The 12,285-nt window shown below is 72.2% G+C and carries 13 protein-coding genes; 7 read left to right on the top strand and 6 right to left on the bottom strand.

Translation table 11 applies throughout. The features are described from left to right. Positions 1 to 11 precede the first annotated feature (11 nt). The 3 genes from ku (at position 12) to U5C87_RS08865 (ending at position 3,255) form a co-directional block, all read left to right on the top strand. Positions 12 to 977, top strand: a complete 966-nt coding sequence (gene ku / locus U5C87_RS08875; protein ID WP_330476224.1) for a non-homologous end joining protein Ku — start codon at positions 12 to 14, stop codon at positions 975 to 977. 85 nt (positions 978 to 1,062) lie between these two features. Beyond that, the gene (locus U5C87_RS08870) at positions 1,063 to 2,289 is read left to right on the top strand and encodes an acetyl-CoA hydrolase/transferase family protein (RefSeq protein WP_330476223.1); all 1,227 of its coding nucleotides are present in this window, start codon (positions 1,063 to 1,065) and stop codon (positions 2,287 to 2,289) included. A 234-nt stretch (positions 2,290 to 2,523) separates the two neighbouring features. Next, complete coding sequence (locus U5C87_RS08865) at positions 2,524 to 3,255, top strand: SDR family oxidoreductase (RefSeq protein WP_330476222.1); 732 nt, start codon at positions 2,524 to 2,526, stop codon at positions 3,253 to 3,255. Positions 3,256 to 3,267: 12 nt separating this feature from the next. Here U5C87_RS08865 and U5C87_RS08860 read toward each other — a convergent pair whose 3' ends face one another. From U5C87_RS08860 to U5C87_RS08840, 5 genes are all read right to left on the bottom strand, one after another. Continuing rightward, positions 3,268 to 4,065, bottom strand: coding sequence for a sugar phosphate isomerase/epimerase family protein (locus tag U5C87_RS08860; RefSeq protein WP_330476221.1), 798 nt, complete (start codon positions 4,063 to 4,065; stop codon positions 3,268 to 3,270). 70 nt (positions 4,066 to 4,135) lie between these two features. Beyond that, a complete protein-coding gene (locus U5C87_RS08855; RefSeq protein WP_330476220.1) occupies positions 4,136 to 5,065 on the bottom strand; it encodes a Ppx/GppA phosphatase family protein in 930 nt (309 codons plus the stop codon). 76 nt (positions 5,066 to 5,141) lie between these two features. After that, the gene (locus tag U5C87_RS08850; RefSeq protein ID WP_330476219.1) at positions 5,142 to 5,876 is read right to left on the bottom strand and encodes an ABC transporter permease; all 735 of its coding nucleotides are present in this window, start codon (positions 5,874 to 5,876) and stop codon (positions 5,142 to 5,144) included. Then, on the bottom strand, positions 5,873 to 6,634 hold the full coding sequence (locus U5C87_RS08845) for an ABC transporter ATP-binding protein (RefSeq protein ID WP_330476218.1): 762 nt from the start codon (positions 6,632 to 6,634) through the stop codon (positions 5,873 to 5,875). Before U5C87_RS08845 ends, U5C87_RS08850 begins: the two co-directional genes overlap by 4 nt. Positions 6,635 to 6,644: 10 nt before the next feature. Next, complete coding sequence (locus tag U5C87_RS08840; protein ID WP_330476217.1) at positions 6,645 to 7,259, bottom strand: TetR/AcrR family transcriptional regulator; 615 nt, start codon at positions 7,257 to 7,259, stop codon at positions 6,645 to 6,647. Between the two features lie 149 nt (positions 7,260 to 7,408). On the opposite strand from U5C87_RS08840, the gene U5C87_RS08835 reads away from it, so the two are divergent. Continuing rightward, positions 7,409 to 7,768, top strand: a complete 360-nt coding sequence (locus tag U5C87_RS08835; RefSeq protein ID WP_030195631.1) for an SPW repeat protein — start codon at positions 7,409 to 7,411, stop codon at positions 7,766 to 7,768. A gap of 99 nt (positions 7,769 to 7,867) precedes the next feature. Here the strand turns inward: U5C87_RS08835 and U5C87_RS08830 are convergent, their stop codons facing one another. After that, entirely contained in the window at positions 7,868 to 9,172 is a 1,305-nt protein-coding gene (locus U5C87_RS08830; protein WP_330476216.1) for an ankyrin repeat domain-containing protein, read from the bottom strand. 261 nt (positions 9,173 to 9,433) lie between these two features. Between U5C87_RS08830 and U5C87_RS08825 the strand changes: the two genes are divergently transcribed. From U5C87_RS08825 to U5C87_RS08815, 3 genes are all read left to right on the top strand, one after another. Continuing rightward, entirely contained in the window at positions 9,434 to 10,234 is an 801-nt protein-coding gene (locus tag U5C87_RS08825) for a hypothetical protein (protein ID WP_330476215.1), read from the top strand. A 7-nt stretch (positions 10,235 to 10,241) separates the two neighbouring features. Further along, positions 10,242 to 10,931 carry a class I SAM-dependent methyltransferase gene (locus tag U5C87_RS08820; RefSeq protein WP_330476214.1) on the top strand — a complete coding sequence of 230 codons (690 nt, stop codon included), beginning with the start codon at positions 10,242 to 10,244 and terminating at the stop codon, positions 10,929 to 10,931. Between the two features lie 210 nt (positions 10,932 to 11,141). Further along, positions 11,142 to 12,245: a flavin-containing monooxygenase gene (locus U5C87_RS08815; RefSeq protein WP_330476213.1), complete on the top strand. Its 1,104-nt coding sequence runs from the start codon at positions 11,142 to 11,144 to the stop codon at positions 12,243 to 12,245. The last annotated feature ends 40 nt before the right edge of the window (positions 12,246 to 12,285 follow it).

Genomic DNA, 12,285 nt, shown 5'->3' with positions numbered 1-12,285 from the left:
TTCTTGTTCCCATGCGAGCCATCTGGAAAGGCGCCGTGTCGTTCGGCCTCGTCAATGTGCCGGTCCGACTCTTCTCGGCGACGGAGAACCACGACGTGCAGTTCCGGCAGGTTCACGAGAAGGACGGCGGCCGCATCAAGTACCAACGCGTCTGCTCGATCGACGGCGAGGAGGTCCCCTACTCCGACATCGCCAAGGGATATGAGGCTGCCGACGGACAGATGGTCGTGCTGACCGACGAGGATCTCAAGAGTCTTCCGACGCGGTCGACCAAGGAGATCTCCATCGAGAAGTTCGTGCCGTCCGAACAGATCGACCCGTTGCTTTTCGACAAGAGCTACTACCTCGAGCCCGACAAGACCGGGCTCAAGCCCTATGTGCTGCTCCGCGACGCGCTCGAGAAGGCCGACCGGATGGCGCTCGTCACCGTCTCGGTGCGCACCCGGATGACCCTCGCCGTGCTCCGCGTCCGTGACGGCGTCATCGTGCTCCAGACGCTGCTCTGGGCCGACGAGGTGCGCACGCCGGAGTTCGAGTCGCTCTCGGAGGAGACGCACGCGACGGCCAAGGAGCTCGCGATGGCCTCCTCGCTCGTCGACTCGCTGTCGGGCGACTACGAGCCGGACGAGTTCGAGGACGACTACGCCGAGGCCGTGACCCAGCTCGTCGCGACGAAGATCGAGGGCGGCGAGCTCACCGAGACGCCCGAGGCCAAGGGCGAGGAGACCGAGGTCGTCGACCTGCTCGCGGCCCTGCAGCGCAGCGTCGACAAGGCCAAGGCCGCCAAGACGGGCGGCTCGCCGAGCGACTCCGGATCGTCGGACGAGGGCGCGGCGAAGAAGACGGCGTCCAAGCCTGCACCCAAGACCACGGCCAAGAAGGCGACGACGAAGACCGCCGCGAAGAAGGCCACGGCGAAGAAGACCACGGCCAAGAAGTCGACGACGAAGAAGGCGGCGACCAAGAAGGCGAGCTGACCCCAGCGCTCCCCGCGGCCGGCGACGTTCGTCACGTCGACGGCATACGCCCTCTTTCGGGCACCTGCTGCGCAAGGATGAGAGCGTGCGGACGGCGACGATCGACGAGCTCACCCAGCGGCTGCGGACCCTGCCCGAGAACCCCCGTGTCGTCATCAGCGGCAACATGGCGGTCCCGTGGGAGGCGGTCCGAGCTCTCGACGCCGCGCAGCCGACCTACGTGCTCCACGCGCTCAACGCGCCCGCGGGGCTGCCAACGCGCGAGGGCGTGACGGTCGAGACGTGCTTCGTCGGTCCGGGTATGCGGCGTCACCCGCGCCTGAGCTACGTGCCCTCGCGCCTCTCCCTCGTCCCGCTGCTCTTCGGCCGCGCCCTGCCGCCCGACGCCGTGCTGCTGCACTGCGCACCGCCGCGCCACGGCCAGGTCAGCATGGGCCTCGAGGTCAACGTGCTGCCCGCGGCGCTCGAGGCGTGCCGCGCCCGCGGCGGCCTCGTCGTCGCGGTCGTCAACCCGCAGATGCCCTACACGTTCGGCGACGCCGAGGTGCCGCTCGACCACATCGACCTCATGGTCGAGGTCGACTCGCCCATGGCCTCGCACGCCGCCGTCCCGCCCGACCCCGAGAGCCGCCTCATCGGCGAGCGCGTCGCGGCCATGGTCAAGGACGGCGCGACGATGCAGCTCGGCATCGGCGCGGTGCCGGACGCCACGCTCGCCGGACTGACGTCGCGGCGCGGCATCCGGATGTGGACCGAGATGTTCTCCGACGGCGTGCTCGCGCTCGACGCGGCCGGTGCGCTCGACCCCGACCAGCCGTTGGTCACCTCGTTCTGCTTCGGATCGGCCGAGCTCTACCAGTGGCTCGACGGCAACCCGCGCGTGCGGATGATGCGCACCGAGAAGACGAACGACCCCGGGCTCATCGCCTCGCAGCGGCAGATGACGTCGGTCAACACGGCCCTCGAGGTCGACCTCTTCGGGCAGGCGAACGCCTCGCGCATCAACGCCCGCATCCACTCCGGCTTCGGTGGCCAGACCGACTTCATCGTCGGCGCCCTGCACTCCCCCGGAGGCCAGTCGTTCATCGCGCTGCGCTCGTGGCACCCCAAGGCCGACGTGTCGACGATCGTGCCCCTGCTCGACGAGCCCGTGACGAGCTTCCAGCAGAGCGCCATCGTCACCGAGCACGGTGTGGCGCCGCTCTGGGGACGCAGCGAGAAGGACCAGTGCCGCGACATCATCGAGCAGTGCGCGCACCCGCGCGTCCGTGACGACCTCTGGGAGGAGGCGCAGGCCCTCGGCCTCGCCTGAGCAGCACCACCGATCGCGTATGCCGTCTCCGACCTTCTCGTCGAGTGGCCCCGCCGTCACACCGCCGACCCCCACCACCCCGTCGAGTGGCCCCGTCGTCACACGACTCGGTGGCTCGAGCCTGTGACGCGTGGGGCGGCGAGGCCACTCGAGGGTCTTGGTGGCGGCCCAGCGTGTGACACGGGGGCGGGGAGGCCACTCGAGTGGGTCGGGTGGGGCTCGTAGGGTGGCGTCATGAGTGAGCAATCGCGCCCCGTGGCCGTGGTGACCGGTGGCACCCGTGGGATCGGGCTGGCCGTCGCCCGCGACCTCGCAGACACCCATCACCTCGTCATCGGCGGGCGCAGCACGGACACCGTGGCCGAGATCGTCGCGTCGCTCCCCTCCGCCGAGGGGCTGGTGGCCGACCTCGCGGACTGCTCCCCCGGCGGGTCGCTCGAGACCGCCCTCGACGCGCTCGTGCCCCGTCTCCCCCGGGTCGATGTGCTCGTCCACTCGGCCGGGATCCTCCGCAGCGGGACCGTGGCCGACTCGCCCGTGCAGGACTGGGCCGACTCGATGACGGTCAACGTCGTCGCCGTCGCGGCCGTCACCCGGGCCCTGCTGCCGGCGCTGCGCGCCGACCACGGCCTCGTCATCACCGTCAACTCCGGCTCGGGCCTGACGGCGACGCCGGCCTCGGGCGCCTACTGCGCCTCGAAGTTCGCGCTCCGTGCATTCAGCGACTCGCTGCGCCAGGAGGAGCGCGAGCACGGTGTCCGCGTCACCTCGCTGCACCCGGGCCGGGTCGACACCGACATGCAGCACGAGCTCGTCGCGTTCGAGGGCGCCGACTACGACGCGGGCGCCTACCTCGACGTGGCCTCGGTCGTCCGAGCCGCCCGTCTGGCCATCGACGCCGGCCCGGACGCGAGCGTCGACATGGTCTCTGTGCGTCCCCGCGGCTGGCGCCCGTCCACCGACTGAGCGCCTCGGAGCTCAGATGCGGCTGGCCCCGCGGGTCGGCACGAGCGCGAGCCGGGCGAAGGCCAGCGCCTCGGCGAGGTCGACCTCACGCTGCTCGCGCCCGACCTTGCGGGTCGAGACCTCGACGACGACCTCGCCGTCCCAGCCCGAGTCCGCCAGGTGCTCGAGCACGGCCGCGCACGGCTGCCCGCCGCGGCCCGGGACGAGGTGCTCGTCGAGGAACGACCCGAGCCCGTCGGCGAGGTGCAGGTGCGCGAGCCGGTCACCGAGCCCCTGCGCCATCTCGAGGGCGTCAGAGCCGGCCGTCGCCGTGTGCGACAGGTCGAGGGTCACGTTGTCGTAGGCCTGGCCCACCGGGTCCCAGTGCGGCAGGTAGGCCAGGACGTCACGCCGGGCCGTGCGCCAGGGGTACATGTTCTCGACGGCCAGTCTGATGCCCGACTCGTGCTCACGCAGCGCGACCCCGTCGACGAAGCCCGCGGCATACTCCCGCTGCCAGCGGAAGGGCGGGTGCAGCACGACGGTGCGCGCGCCCACCTCGAGGGCGAGGTCGATGGAGCGGTCGACCTTGCCCCAGGGGTCGGTGCCCCAGACGCGCTGGGTCAGCAGCAGCGTGGGCGCGTGCACCGAGACGATCGGCAGCCCGTGCAGCTCGGACAGGGCGCGCAGCGCGCCGGCCTCCTGCGTCACGGGGTCGGTCCAGACCATGACCTCGATGGCGTCGTAGCCGAGCCGCGCCGCGGTCGCGAAGGCGGTCGCGGCGTTGTCGGGGTAGAGCGAGGCGGTCGAGAGCCCGACCCGGATGGTCATGCGGCCATTGTGCGCCACCGCCGGGCGCCTGCCGCGGGCCGGGCCACGCCGTGGTCCGATGTCTCTCGGGTCACGAGGTGAGGTGGTCGAGGCGCCGGAGGATGAGGCCCTCGCGCAGCGCCCAGGGGCAGATGTCGAGCTGCTCGACCTGCAGCAGGTCGAGGGCGGCCTCGGCCACGAGCGCGCCGGCATACAGCTGGCGGGCCCGACCCTCGGAGACGCCGGGTAGCTCGGATCGGGCAGCGCTGTCGAGGGGTCCGACGCGGGCGACGATCTCGCGGAGGTCGTCGCGGGTCAGGGTGCGCGGCACGAACGGCCCGTCGGCGCGGGGCGCCGCTCCGGCGATCCGGGCGAGCGAGCGCATCGTCTTCGAGGCGCCGACGGCGCGGTCGGCCGGCCCGGAGGTCAGCAGCGGTCGCACGTGCTCGGCCAGGGTCGAGCGCACCAGCGAGCGCAGCTCGCGCGCAGCCGCCTCGGTCGGCGGGTGGTCGTGGAGGTGCTCGCGGGTCAGCCGCCCCGCGCCGAGCGGGAGGCTGAGGGCGACGTCGGGCTCCTCGTCGAGGCCGGTCGCGAGCTCGAGCGAGCCCCCGCCGATGTCGACGACGAGCAGCCGCCCGTTCGACCAGCCGAACCAGCGGCGCACGGCGAGGAAGGTCATTCGGGCCTCGTCAGGGCCGCTCAGCGCCTCGAGCTCGACGCCCGTCTCGGCGCGCACCCGCTCGATGACGGCGTCGCCGTTGGGCGACTCGCGCAGCGCCGACGTCGCGAAGGCGAAGAGGTCGCCGACGCCCTGGTCCTCGGCCACATCGAGGCACTCGCGGATGAAGGCGACGAGCCGGTCGGCCGTCTCGTCGCTGACCCGGCCGTCCGCCTCGAGGCTCTCGGACAGGCGCAGCTCGATCTTGTGCGAGAAGGCAGGCAGCGGCTGCGCGCCGGGGTGTGCGTCGACGACGAGGAGGTGGACCGTGTTGGACCCGATGTCGATGACGCCCAGGCGCATGCCCCAACCCTAGTCACGCCTCCCTCCCCGAACGCGGCGTTCGGTCGGGTGGAGCGGGGCGGAGGGGCGTATGCCGTCAGGCGGAGCGGCGGCTCAACGTGAGCGAGGCGAGGGCTAGGGCTCCGGCGATGAAGGCCGCGACGATCCCGAGGTCACCCAGGACCGCGGTGACGGGGTCGGGGTTGCCGGCGATCGCCTTCATCGCGTCGACGGCGTAGGACAGGGGCAGCACGTTGCTCACCCACTCGAGCACGGTGGGCATCTGGTCGCGAGGGACGAGCAGCCCGCACAGCAGGAACTGCGGCAGCAGGAACGCCGGCATGAACTGCACCGCCTGGAACTCGGTGCGCGCGAAGCCGCTCGCGAGCAGCCCGAGAGCCGTGCCGAGCACGGCATCGAAGACGGCCACGACGACGAGCAGCCACAGCGGTCCGGCGACGTCGAGACCACAGATCCAGACGGCGAATCCCGTTGCGATCAGTGCCTGCACGGTAGAGAGCGCACCGAACGCCGCGGCATACCCCATCATGAAGTCGCCCTTGCCCATGGGCGTCGTCAGGAGACGCTCGAGGGTGCCGGACTGGCGTTCGCGCAAGGTCGCGACGGAGGTCACGATGAACATGACGACCATCGGGAAGACGCCGAGCAGGGCCGGCCCGATGGCGTCGAAGACGGGTGTGCCGTCGTAGATCCAGGCGAGCAGGCCGAGCAGCACGCAGGGCACGACGATGATGAGGGCGATGGTCCGGCGGTCGGTGCGGACCTGGCGCAGCACGCGGCCCGAGGTGGCGACGGTCAGTGCGCCGTTCACGAGGCGCTCCTTCCCCCGGACCTGGCGGTCTCGGCGTCGATGAGGGCGAGGAAGGCGGCGTCGGCGTCGACCGCGCCGGTGCGCTCGAGCAGCTCGGCCGGGGTGAGGTCGGCGAGGACGCGCCCCTCACGCAGGAGCACGAGCCGGTCGCAGCGGGTGGCCTCGTCCATGACGTGGCTCGAGACGACGAGCGAGTGGCCTCGGTCGGCGAGGTGACGGAACAGGTCCCACAGGTCACGTCGCAGCACCGGGTCGAGCCCGACCGTGGGCTCGTCGAGGACGAGCAGGCTGGGACGGCCGACGAGCGCGGCGGCGAGCGAGACGCGGGACTCCTGCCCGCCCGAGAGGTCCTGCACCAGCTGCTCCGCGTAGGTCACGAGGTCGATCTCGGCGAGCGTGCGGTCGACGGCCTCGCGCAGCTCGGCGCCGCGCAGGCCGATGACCCGGCCGAAGTAGGCGACGTTGTCGCGGACGCTGAGGTCGGCGTAGACGCTGGGGCTCTGGGTGACGTAGCCGACGCGGTCGCGCAGCACGGGAGAGCCCGCGGGATGGCCGAGGACGGTGACGGTGCCGGACTCGATGATCTGCACCCCGACGATGCAGCGCATGAGCGTGGACTTGCCCGAGCCCGAGGGACCGAGCAGTCCCACGACCTGGCCGCCGGGGATCTCGAGGTCGATCCCTGGGATGACCCGGTGCTTGCCCCGCACGACCTGCAGGCCGCTCACGACGACCGCCGGCCCACTGTTATTCATCATGTGATGAAATCTACTCCGGCGCGACCGGCCCGTCCACCAGATAGCCCTGGAGGACCGGACCCAGTCGCTCGACGAGATCAGCCCGCGTCGCCTCCGCCAGACCCGGCACCCGCACGACGTAGCGCGCGATGACGACTCCGATCATCTGCGAGGCCGCGAGCGCACCGCGCAGCTGCGCGTCCTCGGCGCCGGCCGAGGCTGCGAGGCGCCCGAAGACCTCACGCCCGAGGAACTCGCGCAGCATCCGCGCCGCCTCCTCGCTCGTCATCGCCGAGCGCACGAGGGCGACGAGGGCCTCGCGCCGCTCGGGCGGCTCCCAGACGGTCAGGAAGGTCTCGACGAGCCGCCAGCCGAGCCGCTCCCGACCGCCCTCGAGGACGCGTTCGATGAGCTCGGCGGGGTTGACGGGCACGGCCATCGTCTCGGCGAAGAGCGCCGCCTTGCCGTCGAAGTAGTGGTGCACCAGAGCCGGGTCGACACCGGCCTCACGGGCGATGCCACGCATGCTCGTCTTGTCGTATCCCTTGGCAGCAAAGGACTTTCGTGCCGCCTCGACGATCGCGGCGCGCGTGTCCACCCCGCCCGGTCGACGGCCTCGCGCCCTCACGACGTCGTGCGCAGTCATGGGGACACCGTATGCCGCCCGCCGCGCCCTCCGCGCACGCGCGGCGCGGACCGGCGACCGTTGACCACGGCCGGACCGCGTCCGACAATCGAGATGTCCGGTCCGCCAGAAGGATCGACGGACCCGTGTGAAAGAGGGTCGATGCGACCATGAACCGATGGACGCATCCGCAAGATGCACTGCCTCTGATCGCCGGCATCTATGCGGCGTTGTCGCCGATCTGGACGACAACCACCACGCGGGCCACGACGACGATGATCGTCCTCGGCGCCATCGCGGCGCTGGCAGCGATCGCGGAGCTCGTCCGGCCCGACCTCATCCCCCTCGAGGGCTTCACGGCCCTCATCGGCGTGGCGTTCATCGTCGCGCCGTGGGTCATGGGGTTCAGCAGCACCCGACCGATGGCGTGGACGGCGTGGATCGTCGGCGCCGTCACGTTCCTCGTCGGCGCCGCTGACCTCCAGGTCACCCGTATGCACCACCGCGACGGCACCGCCACGTCGCACTGACGGTGTGCGGGACCCGGGCCGGCCTCCCACAGCCGGCCCGGACCTCCCTCGACCTCCTTTGGCCTGCTTGACCTGTCTTGCGCGACGGCCCCCGGCGGCTCAGCCGTACGTGGTGGTGACCGGCTCGAGCACCTGCTCGGCCTCCCGGGCACGTGCCCATCGGGCCCACTCGAGGGGTCGGGTCCGGTGCGTGTCGTCGCGCGCCTCCGGGTCCGCGCCGGCCCCCAGCAGCGCCCGGACGAGCTCCACGTCGTCCATGAAGGCCGCCTGGTGCAGCGCCGTGCGGCCGTCGTGGCGGGCCTCGACGTCCGCCCCCGCGGCCACCACCGAGCGGACGGCGTCGGGGGTGGAGGCCCGGTGGATCGGCGGTAGCTCAGTGGGCGACCCGGCCCAGGCGCCGGGATCAGGCTCCCGCCCGTCGAGGCCGTGGCGGGCGAACAGGTCGAGCCGGGCGTGGAACCCGTGCGACACGGCCCAGCGCAGCTGACGGTCGATCATCTCGTCGACGGTCTCACCCGCCGTTCCGGTCCGGCGGGTCCAGACCTCGGAGGCCGGCCGGCCGAGGCCGTGCTCGAGGAGCAGCTCGAGATGGCTGTCGTCGCGGTTGAACATCCGGTTGTAGAGCGTCTGGCGGTCGTTGGGGTCGGCCCCGCGGTCGAGGAGCAGCTCGGCGAGCTCGTGCCAGTCCGGGTGCCTCGGCTGACGACCACGCCCGCCCTCGCCCTCACCGAAGACGCCGGTGAGAGCGGTGAAGGGCGTCGCGAGGCCGTGCCACAGGTAGCCGCTGTCGGGGTCGGCACCGGCGTCGAGCAACGTTCGCGCCGCACCGACCGGGTCCCGTTGCGGGACGCGGGAGTAGACGACGTAGAGCAGCGGCGACCAGCGGAACGGGCCCGCCTCGCGCGTCGCCGTCGCGGGATCGGCCGCGATGTGCCTCCGCAGGGCGCCGACGTCACCCGCGGCGGCCGCGACGGCGACGTCACGGTCGACGAGGCCGGGCTCCTCGTCGAGCAGCTGCTCGGCCCGCGCCCAGCGGGCGGGCTCGTCACGCCCCGTGTACGTCAGGCAGGCCAGGGCAGCCACCAGCGACGCCGGATCAGCCTGTGCTGCAGCGAACTCGTCATCGCCGACGGGGTCGAGGGCAGCCATGTCTCGCGACAGGTCCTGCGACGTGCGGAGGTGGGCGAGCAGCCTCGGCCAGCTCGGGAAGCCGTACGTCCGGGCGACGACGAGCTGGGCGTCCGAGAGCGCGAAGACCGTCCGGTCCTCGGGAGGGCACTCGGGATGGTGCAGCGACACCCGCTCGAGCGCTCCGGGGTCGCCGGACCGGACCGCGCGCTGGAGACGTCGCGCAGCGCGGCGCAGGTGCTCGAGGTCGGGGTCGGCGGGCAGGGACAGGGCCATGACGGCCTCCTCTCGTCGTGCCCGCGTGCGCTGGTCGGGCCGAAAGGAGGTCGGACCGCATGCCGTTCTCTCCCAGGAGGGCTGAGCCCCTTCCCGCGCACCGGAGGCGACCTGGACGCCACCGCCACGCTACGCCGGCGTGGGCGCTGACGGAAGCACCCGGCATACGCAGGCAGTCCTCCCGGGCCACGACGTGGACGACGTGCCCACGACGTGGGCGTCGCGAGCGCGGCGGAAACGTCGGCGGCATAGGGTGAGCCGGTGGCTGAAGCACCTCTGGACCTCCCCCGCGTGTGGGTCGAGTTCACCGACCCCGCCGACGCGAACCAGCGCTACCGCTGCGACCTCACGTGGCTGACGAGCAGCTGGACGTGCATCTTCGGCAGCGGCTGCCAGGGCATCTACGCCGGCCGGCCCGACGACGGCTGCTGCACCCTCGGCGCGCACTTCACCGAGAAGGACGACTGGAAGCGTGTCGAGAAGGCCGTCCAGGAGCTCGGCGAGGACGAGTGGGAGTACCACTCCGTCGGCCGCGCCACCGGCAGCAAGGACGACTGGACCGAGAAGGAGGACGGTGCGCGCAAGACGAAGGTCGTCGACGGCGCCTGCATCTTCCTCAACCGCCCCGGCTTCCCGGCGGGCGCCGGCTGCGCCCTCCACCAGCACGCCGTCCTGACGGGCGTCGAGCCGCACACCCTGAAGCCCGACGTGTGCTGGCAGCTGCCGATCCGCCGCACCTTCCGCACCGTCGAGCTGCCCGACGACACGAGCTACCTCGAGGTGACGATCACCGAGTACGACCGGCGCGGCTGGGGCCCCGGCGGCCACGACCTCGACTGGTACTGCTCGGGCAACTCCGAGGCGCACGTCGGGCGCGAGCCCGTCTACCGCTCCAACGCACCCGAGCTCACCGAGCTCATGGGGCCGCTCGCCTACGCCGAGCTGGCGATCCGCGCCGAGGCGCACCTGGCCCAGGTCAAGGCCGTCCGGGCACGCGGCGTGCGCAAGCTCCTGCCGCTGCTCGTGCACCCGGCCACCATCGAGGCCCAGCGGGGCAGGTGAGGCGACGATGAGCGAGCTCATCCCGTCCCCCAACATCTGGGAGGCGCCCGACGTCTACGAGGTCGAGAACCGCGGTGTCGACCGCGGGCACGTCATCGAGGACGCGATGCGTTCGGTGCTCGACTGGTCGGGCCGCGACGTCCTCGACGTCGGATGCGGCACGGGCTACCACCTGCCGTTCTTCGCGGCCGACGCGCGGTCGGTCGTCGGTGTCGAGCCGCACCCACCGCTGGCCGCCCTTGCGGCACAACGCATCTCGGGTATGCCGTCCGTCTCGGTCCGCGAGGAGGGCGCGGCCGCGATCGGGGTGTCCGACGACTCCTTCGACGTGGCGCACGCGCGGTGGGCGTACTTCTTCGGGCCGGGCTGCGAGCCGGGCCTGGCCGAGCTCGAGCGCGTCATGCGACCGGGCGGCGCGGCCTTCGTCATCGACAACGACGCGACGCGGTCGACGTTCGGCCAGTGGTTCCGGCGGGCGCTGCCCTCCTACGACCCTCGCGCGGTCGAGCGCTTCTGGCAGCGCCAGGGCTGGGAGCGCGAGCGGCTCGACATCCGCTGGGACTTCGACTCGCGCGAGGACTTCGAGGCCGTCGTCGCCATCGAGTTCGCGCCGGAGCACGCCGACCTCATCCTCGCCGAGCACCCTGACGCCACCGGCGTCGACTACGCCGTCAACCTCTGGCACCACCGCTACTGACGCTCCGCGGGTGCGTGGCCCCTCCGTGGGTTGCTGCACCGTCCGGTCGGTGCGCCGCGCGGGTCGACCCGCAACTCGCGGAGCGGCCGGTCGTGGTCATTTCGACCCATCCGCGGGCCGGCGCAGATGGGCATCCCGGCCGACGCGGCTCTCCCGGCTGGCTTCCTACCGTTGCAGCACGACATCGGCAGCGGACCACGGGAGGACACCATGGAAACCATCGAGACCGTCATCATCGGCGCAGGCCAGGCCGGCCTCGCCACGGCGCGCGAGCTCACCAGCCGCGGCCACGAGTGCGTCGTGCTCGAGCGCAACCAGGCCGTCGGTGACGGCTGGCGACAGCAGTACGACTCGCTCCGCCTCTACTCCCCCGCCCGCCACGACGGCCTGCCGGGTCTGGCCTTTCCCGGCGACCCGCGGTCATTCCCCGGCAAGGACGATGTCGCCGCCTACCTGCAGTCGTATGCCGGCCACTTCGGCCTGCCGGTCCGCCTCGGCGTGCGCGTGGAGCGACTCGCAGCTGCGGCCGACGGGGACGGCTTCGTCGTCACGACCGACACGGGCGAGATCGCGTGCCGCAACGTCGTCGTGGCGACGGGCACCTTCGGGCGGTCACCGCACGTGCCGGCGTTCGCGGCGGACCTCGACCCGTCGGTCCTGCAGCTGCACTCGAGCGAGTACCGCCGGCCGAGCCAGCTGCGGGAGGGGCCGGTCCTCGTCGTCGGCGCCTCGCACTCCGGGTGCGACATCGCCTACGAGCTGGCACAGTCCCGTCCGACCGTGCTGGCGGGCCGCGACTGCGGCCAGCTGCCGGTGCGCTGGGACACCAAGGCCGTGCACGTCGTCTTCCCCGTCCTGCTCTTCGCGTGGCGGCACGTGCTGACGCGGCGAACTCCCATGGGACGCAAGATGATGGGCGAGATCCGTCACCACGGCGGACCGATGCTGCGCGTCAAGCGCGAGGACCTCGCGGCGCGCGGCGTCGAGCGCCGCACCCAGCGCGTCGTCGGCGCCACCGACGGTCGACCCACTCTCGAGGACGGGACGGCCCTCGACGTCGCCAACGTCGTCTGGGCCACCGGCTTCGCTCAGCGCTTCGACTGGGTCGACCTCCCGGTCATCGGCGAGGACGGCTGGCCGCGGGAGTTCCGAGGCGTCTCCAGCGACGTTCCCGGCCTCTACTTCTGCGGCCTCGCCTTCCAGTACGCGTTCGCCTCGATGGTGCTGCCGGGCGTCGGGCGCGACGCCGCCCACGTCGCGCAGCACGTCCTCCGGCGCAGCGCCGCCAGGACAGCGCAGCCGGCCCCGGCCTGACGCGCGGTCACAGCCGTTCGTGACACCAGGACGTCACAAC

It is taken from the genome of Terrabacter sp. C0L_2 (genome assembly GCF_036352015.1).
Lineage (GTDB): Bacteria > Actinomycetota > Actinomycetes > Actinomycetales > Dermatophilaceae > Terrabacter > Terrabacter tumescens.
Note: the sequence above shows the minus strand (reverse complement) of the source record. Positions and strands in the feature narration are given on the sequence as shown.

Excerpts from the sequence above, each read along its gene's own strand:
- ku (WP_330476224.1), top strand. The coding sequence starts at position 12 with ATGCGAGCCATCTGGAAAGGCGCCGTGTCGTTCGGCCTCGTCAATGTG.
- U5C87_RS08865 (WP_330476222.1), top strand. The coding sequence starts at position 2,524 with ATGAGTGAGCAATCGCGCCCCGTGGCCGTGGTGACCGGTGGCACCCGT.
- U5C87_RS08860 (WP_330476221.1), bottom strand. The coding sequence starts at position 4,065 with ATGACCATCCGGGTCGGGCTCTCGACCGCCTCGCTCTACCCCGACAAC.
- U5C87_RS08855 (WP_330476220.1), bottom strand. The coding sequence starts at position 5,065 with ATGCGCCTGGGCGTCATCGACATCGGGTCCAACACGGTCCACCTCCTC.
- U5C87_RS08845 (WP_330476218.1), bottom strand. The coding sequence starts at position 6,634 with ATGATGAATAACAGTGGGCCGGCGGTCGTCGTGAGCGGCCTGCAGGTC.
- U5C87_RS08840 (WP_330476217.1), bottom strand. The coding sequence starts at position 7,259 with ATGACTGCGCACGACGTCGTGAGGGCGCGAGGCCGTCGACCGGGCGGG.
- U5C87_RS08835 (WP_030195631.1), top strand. The coding sequence starts at position 7,409 with ATGAACCGATGGACGCATCCGCAAGATGCACTGCCTCTGATCGCCGGC.
- U5C87_RS08830 (WP_330476216.1), bottom strand. The coding sequence starts at position 9,172 with ATGGCCCTGTCCCTGCCCGCCGACCCCGACCTCGAGCACCTGCGCCGC.
- U5C87_RS08820 (WP_330476214.1), top strand. The coding sequence starts at position 10,242 with ATGAGCGAGCTCATCCCGTCCCCCAACATCTGGGAGGCGCCCGACGTC.
- U5C87_RS08815 (WP_330476213.1), top strand. The coding sequence starts at position 11,142 with ATGGAAACCATCGAGACCGTCATCATCGGCGCAGGCCAGGCCGGCCTC.